Raw genomic sequence first — 23,483 nt, forward strand, 5'->3', positions numbered from 1 at the left:
CTCAAGCGATCCTTATCAGCTACATTCTGACTGATGGATCGGCTCAAGCCGTTTCTGACGTCGTAGAAGCTATCTCAGTATTCCTTAGGCGTCTGAGGTAGTTTGCTACTCATAGAGAGGGGTTGGTAGTTGACGCTACCGACCCCTCTTGCCTATAAATAGGCAATCATTTCGTAGATATGCACCTAGCTTAGCACACCGCCTCAGTACCATCGGGCTTCTTAATGTTCCTTATACCCAGCGGTTCTTGGGTTCTTAGGCAAGGAACTCGGGCAGTTTTTGTTCAAGCTCGGCGCAGGCACGCTCAACAGCGACGTCTGGGCCAATATTTGGATCCATGGTGCCTTCGGCACGCACAATATCGGTCGAATCGAACCCGAGCATCCCAAATGCGGTCTGCAGGAAGGGGTACGACTGCTCCAACGGTGCCAGCGGACCGGTGCTGTACACGGAGCCGCTTGACTGCACGAGCAGAGCCTTATGCCCGCCCATGAGACCCTGCGGACCATTCTCGCTAAACTGGAAAGTCTGCCCGCCCATAATAATGTTATCCACGTAGTCTTTCAGGCGCGAAGTCACCGTGAAATTGTGCATGGGCATAGCGATAATCAGCCGATCAGCCGCTTTAAACTGTTCAATGAGTTCAGCACGGCGCGCAAGAATCTGCTGTTCCCGCTTACTCAGGGACGATTTGTCATCATATACCGACCCGTAAAGCGGCAGGGTTTCGGCAGTAAGTTCGGGAATATCCTCATTGTAGAGGTTCAGCACGGTTGCATCCGGCAGTTTCTTGGTCAGGCAATCAACGAGGCGGTTGGTGCAATACGCAGTTTTATTCTGGGGATCCGGGTGGGCGTTAATAATAAGGGTCTGCATGGGGTCTCCTGGTGATTGAATAAGATATTGCAGAATTTACAAAATCCGGAATGGATATTTCTATCGTAGATTGGGTGTAACGCTGGTATCAACGCTGAGTACAGGCAAAGTTATGGAATAACGCTTTATGACGCAATATTTCTTCTAGGAATATCCCTAGTGCGCGTGAAAAGAATTTAAAAATAGAAGAATCACATTTTTATGCATTCTCCAGAATCACACGAACTTTCCTTGTAAAGCATGCGGTAAAGTTATTAGTGCCCTCTTCCCGGAATGAGTCACCGGCACAGTTTGCAAATATACATTCCGTGATGACTCTCGGGGTAGAGAGGGGGTGAGTAGGAATGCTGTTCTACGAGATAGTAGAAACGGCTCAAGCGATCCTCATCAACTACATTCTGATTGATGGATCGGCTCAAGCCGTTTCACATATTGTAGGCTTTATCTCAGCTTGGATTAAGAGCCTGAGGTAATACCCTACTCACAGAGAGGGGCTGGTAGTTGGCGCTACCGGCTCCTCTTGCCTATAACAGGCATCCAGTTTGCAAATATGGTTCCAGCTTAGCACACCGCCCCTTACCCTCGAAGGCTGTTCTTCTGTAAGGAACCCGCGTAAATTCTCACTGATAAAGCGTCATATACCTGTATATACCGGTAAACCCTTGACTTCAGAGAGGCCAACCACACAGAATCGCATGTACCTTTCGGGTAATGTTGAGACGAGGAGCAAGAAATGTATAGGCGCATAGTGGCAAATAAAATACGCGCTACTTTCCGAGAAATTAACGCCGGAAACTACCAAGCGATGATTGATTCGTTGGCGGATTCTTTTCAATACCGATTTCATGGCAGCCACGCTCTTGGCGGCACCCGCACGAGTAAAAAGACCATGATCCTGTGGTGGGAACGTGTGAATCGTCTGTTGCCGGGCGCCCATTTTGACGTTCAGGATATTCTGGTCTCGGGTTACCCGTGGCGCACGCGTGTAGCAGTGCTGGCGCGGGTGAGTGGCGATCTACCCGGTGGGGAGCGTTACCAGAATACGGTGTTTCAGTTTTTCACGCTCGTCTGGGGTAAGGTTACGTCGATAGAGACCTGCGAGGATGTGCAGATCTTGGAACGTGCCCTGAGCATCGTAGCGGATAACGGGCAGGAGGAGGCTCTGGCGGAACCGCTGGAGGATTAGAGCACGCAGGTTCGCTACACCTTTTCCTTCAGCTCTTTTTCGCATCCTCCAGCACTCGCATCAGTTCGGCGAGGCCCGCATCCAGCTGACGGCGTGTCTCAGCGGGCAGCTTTTCCAGAATACGCCGCTCATTTTCCACGTGTTCGAAGACGACTTTTTCCACCAGTTCGCGCCCGGCGCCCGTTAGCTTCACGAGCATACTGCGGGCATCGTCCGGATTAGGGATGCGCTCAACCCACCCCCGCTTCTGCACCTTCTGCAAGCGGGTTGTCATAGTGCCCGAAGTAACCATGAGCGAGGCAAAAAGCTCGGTCGGGGTCAGAATATAGGGCGCACCCGCGCGGCGTAACGTCGCCAACACATCAAAGGCGCCATTACTAAGATCATAGGCAGCAAAAACCTCGTCAAGACGCGGCGCGAGCAGAATGGAGCATCGCCTAAGACGGCCAATCAGGGCCATATTTTCAGAAGCCAATTCAGGGAGTTCACGTTTCCACTGATCAATAATGACGTCCACGGCATCGGGGTGGGTACTGCGGGAACGGGCGCTCGACATATTCCTCCTAAAATCGACTCACGACTATTTTATCTTGCTTTCAAGACAAAAAGCGATTAGGATTTATCTTGAACTCAAGGCATCTATCCGACTGCGAAGAACTATGAAAAACCGTCTTCCTCTGCTGATCATCACGGCGTTCGTCCCCATGGTTTGGGGATCAACCTACCTCATCACCTCCGAATTTCTGCCGCCCAACCGTCCCTTCACCGCCGCACTGATCCGCGTGCTGCCAGCAGGGTTGCTGCTACTGCTCATCACCCGAGAGTTCCCGCGCAAGAACGAGTTGGGCCGAATTATTCTTCTCGGCACCCTCAATATCGGTCTATTCCAGGCGATGCTATTCGTCTCTGCATACCGCCTGCCCGGCGGACTGGCGGCGATTCTCAGCTCAACACAAACTATTTTCGTCCTCGTCCTCACCCGAACGGTTGCCAAGAAAGCGACTCCCGCATCGGCGTGGCTTGCCGCACTTATGGGAATTATCGGCATTATTCTGTTGGTCGCATCCCCCAGCACCACCTTCGATGTGATCGGCATTCTTGCGGCGCTCACCGGGGCTGTCGCCATGGCGTGCGGTATTTTCTTCACCGCCTCAGGAACATCGTCTCTCTCGACTCTCGCCATGACGGGATGGCAGCTGCTCGTGGGCGGAATATTCCTGCTGCCCATCGCCCTACTGACCGAGGAACCGCTGCCACCGCTCACCCCCGCGAACATCGGCGGATACGCCTTCCTCTGCCTAGTGGGCACAGCGCTCGCCTACTGCGTGTATTTTCATGGACTCTCGAAGCTGCCGCCCGCGGTCATTGCGTCCCTGGGACCGCTCAGCCCGGTCACCGCATTCATCCTTGGCTGGATTTTCTTGGGACAAAACATGACACCGCTGTCGATGCTCGGCTTCGTGCTGGTACTGGCCTCAATAGTGGGGGTGCAGCGCGCCATGATGGGCGCTCGAAAAGCGACTCTTTCCCACACAAAATAGTTTTCTTGCCGCCCCACACACGACATAGAAAAAGCTCTTGATGCGCATAAAGCACCAAGAGCCTAAGGTAATTGTTCTACCCGTAGAGAGGGGTCGGCAGTTGGAGCTACCGATTCCTCTTGCCTTTACTCATAAAGATGGAATCAGCTTAGCATACCGCCCCAGCGCGCCGATTAGCTGTCAGTCGGCTTAGAGGGCTCAGCGTTATTCCCGGCTGTTGTCTCTTTGGTTCCAGTCGCTTGTGAGTTCCCCTGTTCCCGGGCTTTTTCACGCTCCGCTGCCTCACGCTTGGCCTTCGCCTGCTCGTAGAGCTTCGCCGAGGATTTGTTGATACCTGTACCCTGCCCTAGGGAAGGATCGTTCGGACGTTCCGCTAAGATCAGGGTTGCACACACTACGAGGGTGACCACAAAAACCGCGCCCGCCACACCTAAGGCCAACACGAGGTTAGGGTGGTTGCGGGTGCCGCCGGTTGCAAAAATAAATACGGCGAAGAAAGCCGCTACAGCCAGAGCAGCGGCAACCAGCAGGGGACCTTTCACCTGCGCTTTAAATCCGCGGGGGCGTTCTTCAGCCACTCGTTCCTCCTCTTGTGTGTGTCTAACCAGTGTACGCGCCGTTGCAATACACCTCTAAAACCTGAGCGATTGTGAACTAGGGTTTTGTTCGGTCAGCGCCCGCTTTCTCGCTCGGTCCCAGAGAACCCACCAGCAGAAAAACGCCGATAATCAGCGCCCCGCCGCCGGGAACTCCCAGGGTCGCTTTCGCCCCGATCTCCCCTACAAACGGCAGAATTAAAGCAACTGCAAGAAGCACGCCCCCTTCCAGAACCCAGTCACGCCACACAGCCACCGCACTACGGTAGCGCATACCCAAAAGAAGCTTAATCAGCCCCGGCAGACCCGAACCGGCGCATACCACCAGAATAATAAGAGCAAGGGTATCCGGTATTATCACGAGCAAAGCCCCGGATGCCGCCTGCACGAGCGCCGTCGAGCTGAGCGATGCGCTTGTCGCGGGTCCGTAGTGCATCCTGCGGGCCGTGAGCGCATGTGAGGTGCCGAGTGCGAGCATCCAGAGGCCCAAAAGTATTTTGGTGAAGACATTATCAGGGGTCTGCACAAAAACGGTGATAATCCCAAAGATAAGGTATATCAGCGCGTGCAGCATTAACGATGCGCGCCCTTGCGCGGTACCAACAGCGCGCGGAACTTTTCCGCTCGGGGGCGGGGTCGATGCCGAGGGTTTCGTGCTCACGTGTACCAGAATACCGTGCAGCACCCTAAAATTCCGCATAAACCCCCGGGAGCATCCTTAATATTCCATATACGGAATATAGAATACACCCGGGGTTTAGCACTTCTGGAGCCGTTCGGGGCTACTCCAGCTCAACCGGGCCGAGCACGCGAGCCTCCTCAATATCCAGGATTTCCTGAATCGCGTGGAGCACATTCGTGTCGATTGTGCGCTCATTACGCAGGCGCTTGAGCACGCTGCGTTGCTTCTCCAAATGCCGCAGACGCAGCTCTTTCTCAAGGTCGCTCGCTTCAATAATGCGGCGGGCTTCTTCCGGCGCGTTCGCACCGTGTTTACGAACGGCGTGCAGGTTGCGGTACATACTCGCGTTGTACATCTGTTCATCGGCAATGCGGTCGATAATCCACTGTGGTGCACCAATTTCCTGGCCAATCTCAGCCACAGAGTCGAAGGACTCGGCAATTATCGTGCGCACTGCTTCATTGATCTCATCTTCTTCGGTGGTATCAACCGGAATTTTCGCCCACCTAATAACGAGCGGCAGGAGCATCCCCTGAACCACCATCGACAGCAGAACCACGCCCGCAACAATAAAGATAATAAAGTCACGCGCGGGAACATCAGTCGGCACGGAGAGAGCCACCGCGAGGGAAACACCGCCGCGCAGTCCCGCAAAGGTACTCACTACACGGCCACGGAAAGTTGTGCGCAGCTGCTTCTGCTTTTCTGAACGGTCAAGGGCACGAATAATACCAATCGTGACGTGCAGGAAAATAAAACGCGCCGCAATGGAAACAAGCCATGCCACCACAATCACGGCGAACGTCAAAGCCCACGCATAGTTGTATTCACGAAGAACATCATCCACAGGCGCAGTGGCGCTGGGCAGCTGAACACCCACGAGCACGAAGAGCGCACCGTTCATGACATAGGAGACAAACGACCAGATGGGCAGACCGTAGAAACGGTTTTGGGGTTTGATGGTATCCGGTCCGCGATAGGTCAGGTAGAAAGCGGCGACCACCACAGCCACCACTCCGGAACCTTTCATGCCCTCAAAAGGCTCGATCTCTTCAGACAGGAAGAAAGCAATAAACGGCACGGTAAACATGAACACACTGAAGTTCATGGGGTTGCCGATGTGCGCACGCAGCTTATTCACACCCCATCCGACGGCCAGGCCAACGAGAGTTCCAATCAGGAACGAGAAGAAGAACATTCCGGATGCGGTCCCCAGGGCAAGTTCATGACCACCCGCAACCTGCAGGGCGAGTGCGAAAAGAACTAGGGTGGTGCCGTCGTTAATGAGCGCTTCCGCTTTAAGGGTGGTGATGGAAGATTTGGGGAGTTTGCCGTTGAGCGTTGCCACAGCCACGGCATCGGTGGGGGCGAGCGCCACGCCGATAATCAGCGCCACATGCCACAGGTAGACGCCCATAAATGTGTGAAGCACCCAGGCGATAACGAACGCCGTGAAAATTACGAGCACCGTGCCCGAGAGCAGAATGCCGCGCAGACGGGCGCGTACCTCACGCCAAGAGGTATTTCGGGTCTCCCAGAACAGCATCACGGGCAGGAAGATTTCGAGAATCACGTGCGGGGGCAGCCCGGCCTCGCGCACTTCGTGCATGGCGTGAACGGGGATGAGCGCCAGCACAAGCCCCATGAAAATGAGCATAATAGCGGGGGTTATTCGTATTTTATGGGCAAGAATATTACCCAGAAGAATTGCCAGCGATAGGGCAATGATGACTTCAAGCACGGTGATGTTCCTTGATGTGTGTTGGAGATTGAAGAGGAATAAACAGCGCCAGAATAACACCTGTGAAGGTGCGCATATTCCAACATATCACGGGTAAAAATACGGGGCTTTAATACTGAGCTGTACTCTCTTCGCGGTACTGTGGTTCTAAATGCAAAAGACGCGCGAATGTAAGATACCCCGTGCAGGGGTGCACACCGAGTGGTCTAGTATTATCCGTTCTATAGGAGTCGGCTTATGAGGTTGTATAACGCCGCGAACCTCACGAAATATGACGATTCGTGTCATGCAGACACAAAGATGCGCGCGCATCCGCAGAAATTCCGTCGCAAAGTGAGCGTACATGCATCGAACGTGAGAAAATGGGGGCATGACTGAACAGACTAATTCCCCAGTAACCGGCTCCCCGCTCGTGAAGCGCGGGCTTGCCGACATGCTCAAGGGCGGCGTCATTATGGACGTCGTCACCCCCGAACAGGCCAAGATCGCCGAAGATGCTGGCGCCGTCGCCGTCATGGCGCTTGAGCGCGTACCCGCCGATATTCGTGCGCAGGGCGGCGTGGCCCGTATGTCCGACCCCGACATGATTGAGGGCATCATTAACGCCGTCTCGATTCCCGTGATGGCGAAGGCGCGCATCGGGCATTTTGTTGAGGCTCAGATTCTTGAAAGCCTCAAGGTGGATTACATTGATGAGTCAGAGGTGCTCTCCCCCGCCGATTACGTGAACCACATTGACAAGCACCAGTTCACGGTGCCGTTCGTATGCGGCGCCACCAACCTGGGCGAGGCGCTGCGCCGTATCGCCGAGGGTGCCGCTATGATCCGCTCGAAGGGTGAGGCCGGCACCGGTGACGTCTCGGAGGCAACCAAGCATATCCGCACCATTAAGCGCCAGATCGCCGAGCTGCAGGGCCTGTACAGCACCATGCCCGACGAGCTGTACGTGAAGGCGAAAGAACTTGCCGCCCCCTACGACCTGGTGCTCGAAGTTGCGAAGACCGGTAAGCTGCCCGTGGTCATGTTTACCGCCGGTGGCGTGGCAACCCCCGCCGACGCCGCCATGATGATGCAGCTGGGCGCGGACGGCGTATTCGTCGGCTCCGGCATCTTCAAATCCGGCAACCCCGAGGCACGTGCCAAGGCCATCGTGAAGGCAACCGCGTTCTACAACGACCCCGAAAAACTGGCGGATGCATCGCGCGGTTTGGGCGAGGCCATGGTCGGCATCAACGTTGCCGATCTGCCCGCGCCGCATCGTCTGGCGGAGCGCGGCTGGTAAGTACAGGCCGCCACGTGGCGGATGCGCGCTCGCCGATCGATTATATTCGGTTCAGGTGAGGGCGCCCGGCCAAGGCATGCAGGGGGTGAAGCTCGGTGCGGGCTTCGCCCCCGACTCTGTTCAGATGCGTTATCCGCTCGGGTGAGTTTGGTGCTCTCAAACGCAGCCCGCAACTCAACGTTCTACACTGTGCGCAACCTCGTGTTGCAGAAAGATAGGCTCATGAGCGAGACTGAGGTTCTTCCCCCGGCTGCCCTGCCCGGTGCGGGCAAAACTGTGGGTGTTTTGGCGCTGCAGGGCGGTGTCGCCGAACACGCACGCATGCTCGAATCCCTGGGTGCGCAGGTGGTGCTCGTCAAAAGTGCCGAACAGCTGGCGAACCTGGATGCGCTGGTTCTGCCCGGTGGCGAATCTTCCACAATTGACAGGCTGACCCGTATTTTTGGGCTGCGTCAGCCGTTGATTGAGGCGATTTCGGGGGGCTTGCCGACCCTGGGAACCTGTGCCGGGCTGATTATGCTCTCGACTGTGATTGACGATCCGGCTCCGGGGCAGCAGTCGCTCGGTGTTTTGGATGTTTCGGTTGGGCGTAACGCCTTCGGCTCGCAGGTTGATTCGGCGCAGGTTCATCTGCCGTGGCTTACGCCCTCGGGCGAGGAAGTCGTGATCGATACGGCGTTTATTCGCGCGCCAATTGTGACCCGCGCCGGTGAAGGCGTGCAGGTGGTGGCGCATCATGAGGGCAAGATTGTAGGTGTGCGCGCCGGGAACATTATCGGCATTTCTTTCCACCCGGAAGTCACGGGCGATACCACCGTGCACGAGGAGCTGCTCTCGCTGATTCGGTAGGCTCCCTCCTGCCTCTCCCCTGGTATAAAAAAAGAGCCTTTATGTGAATAAAGAGTATTTTTCACCGCTTTATTTACATAAAGGCTCTTTTTTACGGGGAGGGGGAACAATAGTTATCGGAACCTATCGGGGGGTTATCGGGATTTTTAAGATAAGTCCCGATAGGTTGAGATAAGCGGCAAAACTCAGAATGTAGCTGATGAGGATCGACTCAAGCCGTTTCTACTATCTCGTAGAACAGCATTCCTACTGCGCTTGCGCGCCTTCCGCACGCAGATTTGGTGCCTCGCGCGCTCGGAATCTGCGGTGCTCCAGCCGTCTCCACCCTAAGAGTCATCACGGGGGTATATTTCATAGGATGTTCCGTGTGCTCTTACCCCGGTGAAAAGGGTTAATTCAACTTTACCGAATGTTTTACAGGTAAAACGCTCTCATTCCTAGGGTTCGCGCCGCATTAGAGTTCGATCACGGTATCGTCCTGCCGGGCAGGCGCATCCTCATCGTGGGTACTCACCAGCACGATTGCGGTATGGGCCGCTCGCTCAATCAGTTCCCAGACACGGGCACGGGTAGGCGCATCCAATCCGGCGGTCGGTTCATCGAGAACCATGGCGGTCGCGGGGCTCAGGGCTTTCTGCTCATTCAAGGTTTCGGCCGCCGCCAAAATACGCGCCAAGGCGATGCGCCTGCCCTCTCCCCCGGATACACTGCCGCTCTCACCCGCGACGGTGTCATGACATCGAGCACCATCGGAGGTAAATTCGCTTAGCCCCACCGCCTGCAGGTACCGGTCGCATATATGCACCGGAATGTCGCGCCCAAACGCCACATTCTCATGCGCGGTACCAACCAGCAGCCCAGCTTCCTGCGGCAGGTAGACGAACCGAAGAGTGCCTTGCGGCGCGCTCATCGACAGGCGAGCGGGGGTAGTTGTCGCACGTACCCCAAGAAGCCGTTCTAAAAGCAAACTTTTTCCCGCGCCGGATGCGCCACGCACCCAACATGGGCGACCCGGCTTCACCGTACACACACCATAGGATGTTTCACTCAGGTTGCGTGCATCCAGGCGGAGGGAAAGTTCACCTGTGGTTATGACATAGTCGACGAGATACCCCGAATTCTCAGTAGCAGGAGTGGCTATTTTATGGTGCGCCTGCCGGTAACGCTCCGCCGAAACCGCGATGGTCGATACGCCAAAGCCGACGGCTTGGAGCGGGCCAATTGCCGCCGCGCACACTCCGATGAGTGCCACCGCAGTACCCGTAATCTGCGCCGGAGAACCGTCACCAAATAATACGGTTTTGAGCACTATCGCGAGCAGACATAGAGCCAGCATCGCGCCCTGCCAGGTGTGTAACAACATGGTGTAACGGTAACTTTTGAGAGCTTTTGCTTCTACAGGCAGGCGGCCTTGGGCGTATCGGTCACGCAGAAAGGGAGCTGCCCCAAGGATTCTGCTTTCACGCCACAGGCGGAGCGTGTTTTCCAGGGTGCCGAAACTGCGTATTGAGCCGTCAAAGAATTCGCCTTGAAACTTCTGATGACGCGCAATCAGCGGCATGCTTCCAGCCAGATATAGGGCTACAAACCCGCAAAATATGCCTAGCTCCGGCACGCCACCCATCACCAGAATTGAGACAGCACCGGCGATACAACCAACTCCGGCGGGCAGAATTGAGAGGTACAAGGTGGCGAGGGTTTCGCGAATGGATGCGGCCTGCGCATCGACGGCATACGCAATTTCGGAGGCGCCTAGCATAGCGCGTGCGCGCGGGTCGGCGCCGATGCTGGTGGCGAGTGCATCCGCCATATGGCGCGATTGCATTTTCTGCTCGATGAACCCGTAGGCAGGGTAGAAAAGATACCGAAAGCTCTGCCCGATTAGCCACAAAATACTGTAAAGAACCACGAGGACGGCAAGGTTTTGACGCCAGGCTTCTAGGTTTTCAAGGGTGCGCTGAACACCATAACCCAGCAGAATGGGGCAGGCGATCAGAGCGAGCGCAGAGATAATGACGGCGGCCAGTACGCTAAGGTTTTTCGGGAATGATACTCGCCGGGCTAAAGTCATAACGCGAGCACAAAATATAAAATATGGTTTGAGGTATTTCACCGAGTTCTCTTTCTCTCCCGCTGCTCGATGCGGCGGGAGAATGTATTGTCGGTATGTGTGCACCTAGGCACGGTATAACGGTATATATCGTACACTTTCCTGCATATTCGTAGGGTTAAAACGTACGATATGCAGGAAAATGTACGACTTATGGGCGATAGAGGCGGGACAGAAAGGACACGGCGTCTACAGCCGGTAGAAGCCTTCCACCGCGCGGGTCAGGTATGCCATATCGTGAACGTGGCACATTTCGCGCATCGAATGCATCGACAGTAGGCCGATCCCCACGTCGATGGTGCGCATCCCCAGCCGGGTGGCGGTGATAGGTCCGATCGTGGAACCGCAGGGCATATTGTTATTCGACACGAACTCTTGATAGGGAACGCCCGCCGCCTTACACGCTGCCGCGAAAATACCGGCACCCACCGCATCGGTTGCATACCGCTGATTCGCGTTGATCTTCAGCAGCGGGCCAGCACCGGGAAGCGGGCGCACCGTCGGGTCATGATGCCCCTGGTAGTTCGGGTTCACCAGATGCCCGGCATCCGCCGAAAGGCACACCGAATCGGCGAGTGAGCGGCGGTATTCGTCCTGGCTTTCCCCGCGAGCCTGCGAGAGCCGCACCAGCACATCCTCCAGGAACGGACCGGCGGCGCCGCTGCGGGTTTCAGAACCGATCTCTTCGTGGTCGAATCCCGCAAGCATCACGGTGTGCGCCGAGTCTTCGTCAGCATTCTCGGCCACATAGCGTTCTAAGGCGCACAATCCGGCATGAACCGACGAGAGATTATCCAACCTGCCCGAGGCGAAAAACTCTCCGTCTCGCCCGAAACGGCGGGGTTCCTGCGCATCCGCAAAGAGCACATCGTAACCGACGATCTGTTCCGGATCGACCGGACCGCCCTCGTCGATGGTCTGCTGCGCCAAATAGGCGAGCACATCGTTCTCGGTATCATCCACGCCCCAAATGGGGTACATATTGAACTGTTTATCGAGGGTCAGCTCATTACGTTTATGGTCCAGATGAGGGGCCAGCTGCGGCACACGCGCCAACGGCCCAGTCACCACATAGCGATCCTGAAGGGTGCCGTCTTCCCGAAGTACCGTCAGGCGCCCGGCAGCGCGCAGCTCACGATCCAAAAAGGAATTAAGCAGTGCGCCACCGTAATTTTCGACGCCCATCTGATGCCATCCTGCCGCCGTCACCGACGAACTCGGCTTGAGCTTAAGCGACGGCGAATCCGTATGCGCACCCAGCACCCGGTAACCGCTCGCCTTCTGTGCCCGCCGACCGCCAGCCCAAGCAATGATCGCGCCGTCACGCATCACGAAATGCCTGCCGACGGCAGCCTCATTCTGCCACGGCTCGGTTTCGTTCAGCTCGGTAAACCCCGCCGCCTGCAGGCGCCGCGCCACGGTTCGCGCCGCCAGATATGAGACGGGCGAATCGCAGACGAACTGGGCGAGGTCTTCGATATTTTTGACGGCATCAACGGTCATACTATGCGCCTACTTCTTGGGTTTGGGAATGACGGGGAACGCTGAGGTCCACGGTGAAGCGTCGGTTGATCCCTGCTTATGCGATTGTGCGGCTTCCGGCGAGATTTTCGGAATCGGAGCGGTAGCCCAGGGAACCTCTGAGGTGTTCTGGGATGCCTCCTGCTGAGCCCGCGAGGTTTGCGAGGCTACAGCCGAGCCGTCCGCAGCCGCATTCTTCGCGACAGATGTGCCCTGCCCGCTTTCCTTCTGCCGGGCAGCTTCTTTCTGCTGAGCAAGGGCCTGAGCCTTGGCACGCTCATAGGCTGACAAGGCATTTTGCACGGGAATGCTCATTGTGGAGGTATCCGGCGCGTAGTTCTTCGAGGAAGGGTTCTTCGTATCGTCTGCCTGCGCAGTGGATGCGCTAGCGGCTTCCTTCTGCGGCGCGGCTGCATTCGATACAGACCCCTGTGCCCCGGAGGCACGCACCGAAGAATCGGCCCGATTCGAGCCCTGCTGAGCCTTTTGCACGGAGGCGCGTGCCGCTTTCTGCGCCGCATCCAGATCTATGCCTGACGGAGCCTTTTCCGCTGCTGCGGGGGCAACCACGGCAGGCTTGAGTTCATCGGCGATAGTCCTCGCCTGTGCAGACTGCGCGGGTTTATCGGCAGCAGGCGCTTCTTTCCCGGTCGCGCGGGCGGCGGTATTCGCGGCCGTCGGACGCTCAGCCTGGGCTGATTCGTTAGTGTGTACCGGCTTTTGGGGCTGAGCCGATTTATGAGCCTGTGCCGGTTGAGCAGTTTGCGCCGGTTTCTGGGACTGGGCTGACTCATGAGTCGGCACAGATTTCTTGGCTGGCGCAGGCTTACCGATCGGTGCAGGCTTATTAGCCGACGCCGATCCGTGAGCCGGTGCCAGACGCTCGGGCTGTGCGGGGGCAGAAGCCTCGGCCGACGTACCATTCTGCTCGCTCTTACGAACGCCTTCCACAGGCTTCGCGGCGGGTGCCTGTGCAGCCGGTTTCTCCGCGATATTCCACTCGGGTGCACGATGTTCCTCAGCTGCTTGCGGGTTGGCGGGGGCAGACGAAGACGCCGATTTTACCGAAGCATTATCCTGTGCGGGCTTGGCGTTCCCCGCCACAGGGGCAGCAGGTTGTACAGGTTGTGATTGTACCGGCGCCTGCGATCCTTGCGTTGCAGAAGCAGAGGTATCAGCAGCAGGTGAAGCAGCAGCATTTTTCACGGACATACCGGGCTGTGTGGCCGCGTGCGCAGCACCCGAAGCCGGTGCTGCGGCTGGCGCATCCTGCCCCTGGTTCAGAGCGGCTTTCCTCTTTTGCCGGTAGGTGTACATGTACACGAGCCCGGCGAAGGCAAGCTGCAGAATAAGGGCCTGCACAAAGTCAAGCGCCTGAGCCTCACGATTCGCGTCAAAGGGGTCAGCCAGACCCAGCAGCCCAAAGATAAAAATCGAAACATTATTCGCAATATGCAGGCCGATACCGGCTTCAAGACCGCCAGTGTACCAGCACAAGAACCCGGCGATCAGAGCCATTGTAAGCACCGAAAGCAGACCCCACAGTCCGTAACCATGCAGCACCATGAAGATAGGCGCTGGAATAATAATTGCCCAAGCGGGGTTCTTCAGCCACCGGCCCACGGTCTGCATGAGATAACCGCGGAAGAGCAGTTCCTCGGCGTAGCACTGGAACGGAACTATCAACAGAATAAGCACAATGTACAGCCAGAACATGCCGGAATTCAGCGGATGCACGCTGTTCTGCGTGGTCAAAGAACCAGCCAGAACCAAGTTCCCCACATTGTAAAGACCGAAAATGAGGAACCCAAAGCCTAGGAAAACACTCAAATAGGACCACCGCATGCGGCCCGCAATGGAGTGAATTAGACCTAAGGGTTTGAAGTTAGTAATCAGGCGCGCAATGAAAATCGCCGGAATCACCGGAATGATGGTAATAAGAAGCGCAACAAAAACAAGCGGGGTCTTAAAAACGTTCGCGTAAATACGCTGCAGATCGGTCAGGTAATCGTAAGGGACGCGCAGCATCACGGCGAATGCCAGCAGCGCAAAGCTCACCATCAGCAGGAGCACAAAATAGATGCCGGCAATCAGCAAACCCTCAAGAACCGGGGTGAACCAACGGGCACGCGGGTTCACATGCGATAACCGGTGATAGGGCAGCTCGCTGGCGCGTTCCAGAAGTTCCTTACGGGTAAGGCGGTTACTCCTGTAATACTCAGCGGAGGCGAAGGTAGACTCAGCGCCGTACCCGTAACTTTCTGCCTGATGCGGGCTCAGCATCGTGGGCATATTTTGGGTATTAGTGACTGCGCCAGGTGGTTGGTTTGTTGGAATGAACTCAGAACCGTGATGTCCGGGTTCCTGCTGGTGATTAGTGCTCATAGTATCCATAATAGAGGGGACCCTCCCCCGAATGTCACACCGGGACCATCTGTGCGGGTTGCCTTACGGTGTAATAATTTACCTGCCTATGAACTTTTCGGGCTTATATTTTATGGGAAATATGCCATAATTTGAGGGTTACCGTAGTTTAAAATTTGAGGCTACTCGTGCCTACGCTTCCGGGTGTTTTTGGCGCCAGTAGTGAAGGAAGGTTCAGATGGCTCTCGTCTTCAATCCGCCCCCAAATTGGCCCAAACCGCCTGCCGGGTGGTCTCCTACCCCGACGTGGCGGCCCGATCCCGCATGGGGTCCTGTTCCCGAAGGTTGGCAGCTGTGGATTGAGGAGCCCGAGCCTGAGAATGAGCAGGCACCCTCGACGGCGGAGTCTTCATCTGCCGCATCGGGCTCTTCTGAGGGTTCTTCCAGCGCGAAGCCCTCGCCATCGTCAAGCTCTGAGCAGAGCGGTGAGTCTGCGCAGGGTTCTGCCCCGAAGCAGCGTACCGCGCCGACCATTTCCGAACAGTTTGCCGAGCAGAAAACTTCCCATCAGCAGACCCCTGAGCAGAAGACTCAGGCGGAGTCTGCCCATGTTCAGGATGCGGCGTCCAGGAGTTCCGAGCCGCGCGAAGCCGCGGGTGAGCGTGCGGGCGCATCCGGTCCCGGTGCAGCGGCAGACTCTTCAGCCGATTCGCAGGTGCGTTCCGAGCAGAGCGTTTCTGAGACCCCCGTGAACCGTCAGAGCGGCGCCGCCGAGGCTCCAAAGCCTCAGGTTTCGGAGCCTACCCGCGAGACCGCTCGCGATACCCACAATGCCCCGTCCGCGCCGGAGGCAAGCGCACAGCAGCCGGGAGTCGCGCAGGGTTCGGGTGTTTCTTACGATGCGCGAGAGCCCCTCAGCGACGCACAGGATTCTCAGGGGTCCGCAAGTTCTGCCACTGCAGCAGGTGCCGAACGGCCCGAGGCTGCACGACAGGAGTCTGTATCTTCAGAATCCACACAGCAGCAGGTTCCTTCACGCGAGTCGCGCCCCGAGCAGTCTTCGGGTCAGTCTCAGGGTGAGCCTACGGATGCGCGCCCCCAGTCCCAGTCCGATGCGCGCGATTCGGCTGATTCGCGTGGTACCGAGGCTCAGGCATCTTCCCGACCGGCTACTCCCCCGCGCGGCACTTCCCAGGTTCCTCCCACGCAGCAGCGTTTTGAGGGGCAGCCTCAGGCTCCCGTGAATCAGCAGCAGGGATTTGCATCGCAGAATTCCCAGCAGAATTTTGGTGCTCAGTCTCAGCAGGGCGCACAGTCACAGCAGGGCTTTGGCGGTCAGGCTCAGCAGAATCGGGCGCCTCAAGCCCAGGGTTCTCAGAACCAGCAGCAGCCTCGCGGGTTCGATGCGCAGGCTCCTCAGCCTTGGCAGAATCAGCCCGGGCAGCAGTTCAGCCAGTCCCGTGAGCAGAATCAGGCTCAGCCGCAGCAGCCCGCACAGTCTCAGCAGGGTCAACAGCCGCAGTCTTTTGAGGCCCAGCGTCAGCAAGAATTTGCCCAGCGTCAGCAGCAGGATTCTACACAGCGCCAGCAGAGCTTCAACCAGCAACAGCAGGGCTCTGATCAGCGTCAAGGTTTTGCGCAGCAGAACCAGGGATCCGAGCAGCAGGGATTTGCCGGGCAGAACGCTCAGGAGCGAAGCGCTCAAGCGCAGGATCCGCGAACCCAGAGTACCCAAAGCCAGGGCGCTCAGAACCGAGATACCCAGGGTCAGAGTGCCCCGAACCAGAGTTCGCAGGCGCAGCAGTCCCAGAGTCGAGAGCAGCAGAGCCAGCAGGGGTTCGCTCAGTCGCAGTCTCAGCAGCAGCAATCCGGCCAGGTGCGGCCCGGACAATCCCAGTCAGGATATTCTCAGTCCGGTCAGCCTCAGCAGGGGCAGGGTCAGTCCGGTCAGTCGTACCAGGGACAACAGCCTCAGCAGGGGCAGGATCGGTCACGCTCGGGCTTTGGTGCGGGTGCCGCCGCTGGTGCTGTCGCAGGCGCCGCAGCGGGCGCGGGTGCAGCGGCCTCCTCCGGGGCGGCGGGCGCATCCGGCGCTTCGGCTCAGCAGCAGGGTTCTCAGAGCCAGGGCGTGCAGGGTCAGAGCGCGCAGAGTCAGAATGCCCAACAGGATCAGAGCTCTCAGTCGGGACAGAATCAGCAGCACTCGGTGCAGAACGCTTCCAACCAGCAGGGTAACCAGTTCCAGGGGCAGGGTCAGCCCAACCAATTCCAGGGCTCGCAGTCGCAGCAGAACCAGCCTCAGCAGGGTCAGTACCAGGCCGGTCAATCGCAGCAGTTCCAGCAGCAGAACGGTGCTCAGAATAATAACGTTCAGAACAGCGGTTTTGCTCAGGGTTCGTACAATCAGAACCAGTCGAACCAGAATCAGCAATACTCCGAGTCAAACACCTCAGATGCGCTCAACGGGTTCACTGCGGCGGCAGCATCCGGGTTCAGCGATTCACCGTATGCAAACGGTCAGACTCCCTTCAACCAGCCCGAGAAGCCGAAGCGCCCGTTCTTTGCGACTCCCGCTGGGTGGAGCGTCATCGCCGGTGCTGTGGCGCTGTTGATTATTATCATTCTGGTGCTGATTTTCACCCTGCCGCGCGGATCTTCCAATGCAGCAGCATCGGAAAGCCCCGCCGAGTCATCATCGGCAGCCTCGGCATCGTCAGAGAGCTCGGCAAGCTCATCATCGCCCGCTGAGCTGAAGAATGTTGAGGCGAAATTGCCCAGCGGCGATTTCAAGGAGTACAAGGGCAAGGATAAGCAGACCATCGATATCGAGAAGCCCAAGGGCAACGATTCGAAGGCTATCGTCTACTACGAGTTCACCCCCTCCAAAGAATCCAACTCGCGCCACTCCCTGGAGGGGCGCACGGGGGACGATAAAACTTCCAGCTTCGCTCTGTACACCTCCGCGCTGACCAAAGATAAAATCTCGGGCACCCTGTGGATGGACTTGAATACTTCCAGCCCCACCCGCAAGGTGAATGTCGATAGTGAGGGCGAGTGGCTCATTCGCGTCTACGATGCTTCCTCCGCACCGAAGATTTCTAAGGGCGAGAAGATCAGCGCCGCGTTTAATTCCTACGCCGTGATCTACTCGGGTGGCTCGGGCACCTTGGAGGCTAGCTACGATCATAGGCCGGTGATGGACCTGCGTGTAAAGAATGCGGCACGCTCGAACGATGTTATCTTGGAATCCAGCACCTCGGAGTTCCAGGGCACCGCGAAGTTTGACGCATCCGAAGATGTTTACTTGGCGATTGATTCATTCCAGGGCACCTGGAACGTCGGTATTCGCTAGGTAGCCGGTAACTTCTTGGTCTAAACCGAGATAGAGAAGACCCCCGCATCGTGATCGACGATGCGGGGGTCTTCTGCACGGTTCACAAGGCTATGCCGAGTTCGGGGCGTTTGCCGACTCTGCTGCAGGTTTGACCGAAGCGCTGCGTGCTTTCGGGGTGAGGGCCGCCCACCCCCACAACAGAACGGTCACGATAAAGAGGCACACGATCGGTGTGCCGCCCAGCGCAACACCCGGCGCCGCCAAGAATTCGAGCCCATTCATATTCCACTGGGTCATGCCGCCGAGCACGCGCGGGGAAATGTAGAGCCCCACAACGCCCACCCAGGTCAGGATGCGCGCCACAGTCACCGCGGCGGGCGGCAGGTATGTGAAGAAGTCGCCGAATGCATCCACAATAAGCACGAGGACCAGAAGCGGCAGAAGCACATTATGATGCGACCAGCTGATTGGCGAGAGGCTGACCATGAGGAACCCGGTCACCGCAACCTGGGCGAGAACCTTGTTGCGGCGTTCGAGCTGATAGAGAATCGCGGCGGTGAGCGCGACGGAGAGTGCCGCCAGCAGATAGAAACCGAGCTTGGCGGCGGTTCCGTTCAGCCCATAGTGCATAAGCCAGCCCTGAATCGAGATATTATCGACGAAGTTAATATCGCCCACGCGCGAAGGATCTGAAACTGCGTGGAACCAGTACTGCGGAGCCTCCTTCGGCAGCAGAACAAAGCCGAGGGCAATGGTGGCGAGGAAGGTTGCGCCGAGGGTGATAATGCCCTTCCAATCGCGGCGCACCAGCAGAATAAGCCCGAACACGAGCGGGGTCAGCTTCAAGCCACCAGCGATACCGATGAGTACTCCGCGCGGCACACGGGTTGCCGGGCGCAGAAAATCGGCAAGAATCAGCACCATAATGATGGGGTTAATCTGCATAAGGTCGAAGGTACGCCGCCAGGGCCCGCAGAGCATTACCACTATGGTGAGTGCGGCGATCGTGCCGTAACGCCCGAGCCTATCTTGAAGCGGTAAGGGTCGGCCATGTGCATTGGCGTAGGAGTACATGATGCTGGAGAGCCACCAGGCGGCGGCTGTCGTAATAAGCACCATAATCGCCATACCCACCTTGAGTGGTACGAAGGCAAACGGCAGGAAGACCAGCGCCGCAAAGGGTGGGTAGGTGAACGGCAAATCCAGCACGCCGATGCTCACCATGGCGCGCCCATAAAGTTCTTTGTCGAAACCTTCATTATCGAAAATGGTCATGGCACCCATGCGGTAGATCGAAAAATCCAGACCGCCGTAGGTGTTCACGAAGGCTTCAAAAATATAGCCGCCCACCACCATGAGGATGAGCGCCACTACTGCAAGTTTGCCCAGAACCGGAGTCTGGGCGCGGGATTCAGTCATGGCGTATTAGTACCTGTCTTACTGAGCTGAAGTTCTCGCCCTTTAGTGTAGCGTGGATATTCTGTTCGCCGAAAGATTATATTCCCCTTCGGGCATATACCCAGATGAGAGCCTGTCTTTCTGGGGTGACATATGCTTACGTTAAATACATTGATTGGGGCGCGGGATGCACGAACCAATCGCTGACATGCAGCGAATGCGGTTCCTCACCCTATGCGAACAAGCCATCCACGATATATTCCAAATACAAAATATATACTAGTCAGAATTCTTTTCCGAAGATTTTTTGGGCTCAGGTTTTGTGTTGTCGTGATTCTTACCCTGAGAACTCTGTCCGGAAGACTCGGCGCCTTCACGCGGCTTCACCTTCGCCACCAAGTGAGTACCGCGTTGAGCTCGGGCGCGCCGCAGTCCATGACCTGCCGACTTTGCTGCCACCGAAGATTTCGCCGCGGGTTTTTCATCGGTTTTTACGGAGGCGGTATCATCGCTGCCCTCGGCAGGCGCATCCTGATCGGAAGATTCGGGGTCTTCGCTATCGCCCTGAACCTTCGCCTTCTTGGGCATCTCGGCGATGCGCACCGCAACCTCTAAGGCAAGCACCGCAAACGACGCATAGTAGACGATAATCGAGGGGTACAGATAAGGATTTTTCTGATTTACCCCCACCATCGTGACGGCGAAAACTGCCAACTCAAGCACCACCACCACAAGCTGTTTGGCAGACCCTCCCGGATTCCTCATCATCAGGTACAACGCCATCAGCGTAAAGAGAACAGGGAAGAAGATCTGCCCCGCCACCGCCATTCCATCTTGGTCGTAAGCGTAAATAGCGAGCGCTTGCATCACAGCGGAAACAGCGGCGAGGGGGGCGAGAGTCAGATACTTCATAGGGCTATTCTAGCGTTTACCACTCGCCGGCACCTTACTGTATGACGGCTCACGCAAAGCCAAAATTCGCATGAATCGGGCAATATAATGGAACTATATGCACTGTGACTAAAAGCGATCGAAAGACAACACCGTGAGCGAGAATCCCCATAACCCCACTCCCTCGGGTTCTGACTCAGAAGGATCAACCGGCCGCGATACCGGTCGTGGCGGCGCATCCTCAAAGCCGAGCGCGGCGCAAAATTCTGCACAGTCCGGGGCCGATGTTTCGGGTTCCGGCAACGATGGACTCACGATTGGGATGCGCCCCACCGAACTCCCCGGCGCCTCGCTAACGCCCGAGGAGATTGCTAAGCGCGCCTCCGGTCGGGGTAGTTGGCACCGCCGCGCATCGAAGCCGGTATCGTACTGGATGTTTGGCGTTATTATCGCGATTCTGGTGCATCGCTTTATCCCCAAGGGCGGTTGGCTGATTGTGCATATGGTGACTCTGGGGCTGATTACGAATTCGATTCTGATCTGGAGTCAGCACTTCACCGAAGCGCTCATGAAGATTAAGATTCCTGACTCGGCTCGCGGTATTCAGGTCACACGTATTTTTGCGCTTAACGGCGGCATTGTGCTGCTGATGGCGGGCATGATTCTGCAGGATCTTATGCCGCAGTTCTATCCCCTGACGGTTGTCGGCGCGCTGGCGGTGGGCGCTATGGTCGCTTGGCATGGCTATGCGCTTCTTCGCCAGGTCAAACAGGCGCTTCCCTCGCGGTTTGGCGCTACGATTCGTTTCTATATCGCCGCTGCGTTCCTGCTGCCCGTCGGTGCCGTGCTGGGCGCGATGACGGCCCTGCCTGGTTTGCGGGGCACGCTGCATTCGCAGTTTATGCTCGCGCATGAGGCCGTGAATGTTCTCGGGTTCGTGGGTATTACGGTGGTTGGCACCCTGATTACCTTCTGGCCTACGATGCTGCGCACCAAGATGGTCGAAAACGCCCTGGGAACTAGCGTGCGCGCCCTCATACTGATGTGCGTGGGCGTTGGGGTTACCACGCTCGCTTCACTCTTCGGGATGCGCCCCCTCGCGGGCGCGGGCCTGCTCGTGTATCTGCTGGGGCTGCTGATCGTGGCGTGGGTGATGGTGCGAACCCTTCGCACGAAGCGCCCCACAGAGTTCCCGCCAATGTCGGTGGGTGCAGGTTTTATCTGGCTTATTATCGGCGTGGTGTGGACTGCTGGCTTAGTGTTCACTACCCCGTTTGAGGAGCTTCGCATGAGCGAGGTTACCCCTATTTTCGTGGCGGGTTTCCTACTTCAGGTGCTTCTAGGGGCTATGAGTTACCTGCTCCCCCAGCGTATGGGCGGCGGGCCCGCCGTGGTGCGCGCATCCAATAAGGAGTTCAGTAGGCTTGCCGCCGGGCGCGTGACGGTTGTGAACTTGAGCCTCATTATTTTCATGCTGCCGAATGCGCTTACGGGCTCTTGGGTGAAGGTCGCGGTCTCTGCCGTGGGTGCGCTCGGTCTGGCTTCGTTCCTGCCGTTTATGGTGCGCGGCGTTAAGGCTTCGGTCAATACCCGTAAAGAGATGATGGCGGCGCGGGCGCGCGGTGAGAAGCCTGCCCCTGTCACGGAGGTCAAACAGGAACCTGTGAATCATACCCGGCAGACCCTTTTCGGTGCGCTTGCGGTGATTCTGGCGCTGACCTTGGGTATTGCGGCCGATCCCAGCTCGGTAGGATTCAACTTTATAGGCGGTTCTACGGCGACCGGCACGGGGCAGACCACAACGCTGAAGGTCAAGGCAACCTCAAACTACCGGTTTACGCCCGATACCGCGCAGGTTCCGGTGGGTAACCGCCTGGTGATTGAGGTGACGAACGACGATCAGGGCATGACCCACGACCTCACCTTCGCTAACGGCGCGAAAACCGGAACGCTGAACCCCGGCGAGACGAAGAGCGTGGATGTTGGCGTGGTGACCTCCGACCTTGAGGGCTGGTGCTCGGTGGCCGGGCACCGCCAGCAGGGTATGGTATTTCACGTGAAAACTACCGGCAATAACCTGCAGGCGAACGGACATCACGGGGGCGCATCCGGCGGTAATAACGGGTCAAATGGCTCGGGCACAAATACGAACCTGCTGACCGCGCAAAACGCGAATATTGATATGCACGCATCCCCCGGCAAAGATCATGAGCGCCGTGACCCGGTGCTGCGTCCCGTGCCTGCGGGCGAGAAACGTGACGGTAAGACCGTGCACAAGATGACCATGGATGTGCAGGAGCTCGACCGCGAAATTGCACCCGGGCTTGACGTAAAGGCGTGGACATTCAACGGTTCGTATATGGGCCCGGTGCTGCACGGTAAACTGGGCGACGTCTTCGAGATTACCCTGGAGAACAACGGTTCGATGGGGCATTCGCTCGACTTCCACGCGGGCATGGTTTCGCCCGATAACACGATGAAAACCATTGCCCCGGGCGAGAAACTGACCTACCGTTTTGAGGCTACCGGCTCTGGTATTTGGCTGTACCACTGCTCGACCGCACCCATGAGTCTGCATATGGCGGCGGGCATGTATGGTGCCGTCATTATCGACCCGCCGGATCTGGAACCGGTAGATCGCGAGTATGTGATGGTTCAGAATGAAACATACCTGACCGATACGGGGCAGACCGCGGCTGACGGCAATAAGCTCGCCGAAGTTTCATCTGACGGCATTGCGGCGGGTACCCCCTCGCTCACCATGTTCAACGGGCATGCCACCCAGTATGTGAATCAGCCTTTGGAGGTGAAAACCGGTGAGCGCGTGCGCATCTGGCTGCTGGCTGCGGGACCGTCGAAGGGCATGAGTTTCCACGTGGTCGGCTCACAATTTGACACCGTTTATAAGGAAGGCGGCTACCTGCTTCGGGACGGCAGAGACCCGTATGGGGAAACCGGCGGTCACTCGCAGGCACTCGATTTGGATCCAGCGCAGGGCGGGTTCGTTGAGATGCAGTTCCGCGAACCCGGCACGTACACGTTCGTGAATCACCAGTTTGCCGAGATGGAACGCGGCGCGATGGGCAAGATTAAGGTGACAGACAAGTAGCCT

16 protein-coding genes are annotated in these 23,483 nt (G+C 57.3%); 6 read left to right on the forward strand and 10 right to left on the reverse strand.

Annotated features, from left to right (window positions below; translation table 11 throughout):
* Positions 1-255: 255 nt before the first annotated feature.
* Complete coding sequence (locus HMPREF2609_RS05845; protein WP_070535641.1) at positions 256-876, reverse strand: FMN-dependent NADH-azoreductase; 621 nt, start codon at positions 874-876, stop codon at positions 256-258.
* Positions 877-1,624: 748 nt separating this feature from the next.
* On the opposite strand from HMPREF2609_RS05845, the gene HMPREF2609_RS05855 reads away from it, so the two are divergent.
* Positions 1,625-2,062, forward strand: a complete 438-nt coding sequence (locus tag HMPREF2609_RS05855; protein WP_246825593.1) for a nuclear transport factor 2 family protein — start codon at positions 1,625-1,627, stop codon at positions 2,060-2,062.
* A gap of 28 nt (positions 2,063-2,090) precedes the next feature.
* On the opposite strand, the gene HMPREF2609_RS05860 is transcribed toward HMPREF2609_RS05855, so the two are convergent.
* Positions 2,091-2,618: a MarR family winged helix-turn-helix transcriptional regulator gene (locus HMPREF2609_RS05860; RefSeq protein WP_070535647.1), complete on the reverse strand. Its 528-nt coding sequence runs from the start codon at positions 2,616-2,618 to the stop codon at positions 2,091-2,093.
* A gap of 103 nt (positions 2,619-2,721) precedes the next feature.
* Here HMPREF2609_RS05860 and HMPREF2609_RS05865 point away from each other — a divergent pair, with 103 nt between their 5' ends.
* Positions 2,722-3,603, forward strand: a complete 882-nt coding sequence (locus HMPREF2609_RS05865) for an EamA family transporter (RefSeq protein WP_070535650.1) — start codon at positions 2,722-2,724, stop codon at positions 3,601-3,603.
* A gap of 173 nt (positions 3,604-3,776) precedes the next feature.
* Here HMPREF2609_RS05865 and HMPREF2609_RS05870 read toward each other — a convergent pair whose 3' ends face one another.
* From HMPREF2609_RS05870 to HMPREF2609_RS05880, 3 genes are all read right to left on the reverse strand, one after another.
* Positions 3,777-4,181: a hypothetical protein gene (locus tag HMPREF2609_RS05870; RefSeq protein ID WP_070535653.1), complete on the reverse strand. Its 405-nt coding sequence runs from the start codon at positions 4,179-4,181 to the stop codon at positions 3,777-3,779.
* Between the two features lie 76 nt (positions 4,182-4,257).
* A complete protein-coding gene (locus tag HMPREF2609_RS05875) occupies positions 4,258-4,860 on the reverse strand; it encodes a hypothetical protein (protein WP_246825594.1) in 603 nt (200 codons plus the stop codon).
* 121 nt (positions 4,861-4,981) lie between these two features.
* Entirely contained in the window at positions 4,982-6,622 is a 1,641-nt protein-coding gene (locus tag HMPREF2609_RS05880; protein ID WP_070535659.1) for a Na+/H+ antiporter, read from the reverse strand.
* A gap of 370 nt (positions 6,623-6,992) precedes the next feature.
* On the opposite strand from HMPREF2609_RS05880, the gene pdxS reads away from it, so the two are divergent.
* Together pdxS and pdxT are read left to right on the forward strand one after the other, a co-directional pair.
* Complete coding sequence (gene pdxS, locus HMPREF2609_RS05885) at positions 6,993-7,904, forward strand: pyridoxal 5'-phosphate synthase lyase subunit PdxS (protein ID WP_070535662.1); 912 nt, start codon at positions 6,993-6,995, stop codon at positions 7,902-7,904.
* A gap of 222 nt (positions 7,905-8,126) precedes the next feature.
* Positions 8,127-8,753, forward strand: a complete 627-nt coding sequence (gene pdxT / locus HMPREF2609_RS05890) for a pyridoxal 5'-phosphate synthase glutaminase subunit PdxT (RefSeq protein ID WP_070535851.1) — start codon at positions 8,127-8,129, stop codon at positions 8,751-8,753.
* A gap of 454 nt (positions 8,754-9,207) precedes the next feature.
* Here pdxT and HMPREF2609_RS05895 read toward each other — a convergent pair whose 3' ends face one another.
* The 3 genes from HMPREF2609_RS05895 to HMPREF2609_RS05905 all read right to left on the reverse strand — a co-directional run bounded on the left by HMPREF2609_RS05895 (position 9,208) and on the right by HMPREF2609_RS05905 (position 14,769).
* Positions 9,208-10,824, reverse strand: a complete 1,617-nt coding sequence (locus HMPREF2609_RS05895) for an ATP-binding cassette domain-containing protein (protein ID WP_246825595.1) — start codon at positions 10,822-10,824, stop codon at positions 9,208-9,210.
* Positions 10,825-11,052: 228 nt separating this feature from the next.
* Positions 11,053-12,366, reverse strand: coding sequence for a M18 family aminopeptidase (locus HMPREF2609_RS05900; protein ID WP_048752433.1), 1,314 nt, complete (start codon positions 12,364-12,366; stop codon positions 11,053-11,055).
* A 9-nt stretch (positions 12,367-12,375) separates the two neighbouring features.
* Positions 12,376-14,769 (reverse strand): CPBP family glutamic-type intramembrane protease, encoded by a 2,394-nt coding sequence (locus HMPREF2609_RS05905; RefSeq protein ID WP_246825596.1) that lies wholly within the window; start codon positions 14,767-14,769, stop codon positions 12,376-12,378.
* Positions 14,770-14,986: 217 nt separating this feature from the next.
* Between HMPREF2609_RS05905 and HMPREF2609_RS10935 the strand changes: the two genes are divergently transcribed.
* On the forward strand, positions 14,987-18,100 hold the full coding sequence (locus HMPREF2609_RS10935) for a hypothetical protein (protein ID WP_070535671.1): 3,114 nt from the start codon (positions 14,987-14,989) through the stop codon (positions 18,098-18,100).
* A 90-nt stretch (positions 18,101-18,190) separates the two neighbouring features.
* Here HMPREF2609_RS10935 and HMPREF2609_RS05915 read toward each other — a convergent pair whose 3' ends face one another.
* Positions 18,191-19,501, reverse strand: coding sequence for a glycosyltransferase 87 family protein (locus HMPREF2609_RS05915; protein WP_048752439.1), 1,311 nt, complete (start codon positions 19,499-19,501; stop codon positions 18,191-18,193).
* Positions 19,502-19,759: 258 nt separating this feature from the next.
* Entirely contained in the window at positions 19,760-20,392 is a 633-nt protein-coding gene (locus HMPREF2609_RS05920) for a hypothetical protein (protein WP_070535674.1), read from the reverse strand.
* A gap of 133 nt (positions 20,393-20,525) precedes the next feature.
* On the opposite strand from HMPREF2609_RS05920, the gene HMPREF2609_RS05925 reads away from it, so the two are divergent.
* Positions 20,526-23,480 (forward strand): multicopper oxidase domain-containing protein, encoded by a 2,955-nt coding sequence (locus HMPREF2609_RS05925; RefSeq protein ID WP_371326040.1) that lies wholly within the window; start codon positions 20,526-20,528, stop codon positions 23,478-23,480.
* Positions 23,481-23,483 lie beyond the last annotated feature (3 nt).

Source organism: Rothia sp. HMSC058E10 (assembly GCF_001809415.1).
Taxonomy (GTDB): Bacteria; Actinomycetota; Actinomycetes; order Actinomycetales; family Micrococcaceae; genus Rothia; species Rothia dentocariosa.

What these genes read in the sequence shown, in the direction of transcription:
- HMPREF2609_RS05845 (WP_070535641.1), bottom strand. Translation starts at nt 876, where the DNA reads ATGCAGACCCTTATTATTAACGCCCACCCGGATCCCCAGAATAAAACT.
- HMPREF2609_RS05860 (WP_070535647.1), bottom strand. Translation starts at nt 2,618, where the DNA reads ATGTCGAGCGCCCGTTCCCGCAGTACCCACCCCGATGCCGTGGACGTC.
- HMPREF2609_RS05865 (WP_070535650.1), top strand. Translation starts at nt 2,722, where the DNA reads ATGAAAAACCGTCTTCCTCTGCTGATCATCACGGCGTTCGTCCCCATG.
- pdxS (WP_070535662.1), top strand. Translation starts at nt 6,993, where the DNA reads ATGACTGAACAGACTAATTCCCCAGTAACCGGCTCCCCGCTCGTGAAG.
- pdxT (WP_070535851.1), top strand. Translation starts at nt 8,127, where the DNA reads ATGAGCGAGACTGAGGTTCTTCCCCCGGCTGCCCTGCCCGGTGCGGGC.
- HMPREF2609_RS05895 (WP_246825595.1), bottom strand. Translation starts at nt 10,824, where the DNA reads ATGACTTTAGCCCGGCGAGTATCATTCCCGAAAAACCTTAGCGTACTG.
- HMPREF2609_RS05900 (WP_048752433.1), bottom strand. Translation starts at nt 12,366, where the DNA reads ATGACCGTTGATGCCGTCAAAAATATCGAAGACCTCGCCCAGTTCGTC.
- HMPREF2609_RS05905 (WP_246825596.1), bottom strand. Translation starts at nt 14,769, where the DNA reads ATGAGCACTAATCACCAGCAGGAACCCGGACATCACGGTTCTGAGTTC.
- HMPREF2609_RS10935 (WP_070535671.1), top strand. Translation starts at nt 14,987, where the DNA reads ATGGCTCTCGTCTTCAATCCGCCCCCAAATTGGCCCAAACCGCCTGCC.
- HMPREF2609_RS05915 (WP_048752439.1), bottom strand. Translation starts at nt 19,501, where the DNA reads ATGACTGAATCCCGCGCCCAGACTCCGGTTCTGGGCAAACTTGCAGTA.
- HMPREF2609_RS05920 (WP_070535674.1), bottom strand. Translation starts at nt 20,392, where the DNA reads ATGAAGTATCTGACTCTCGCCCCCCTCGCCGCTGTTTCCGCTGTGATG.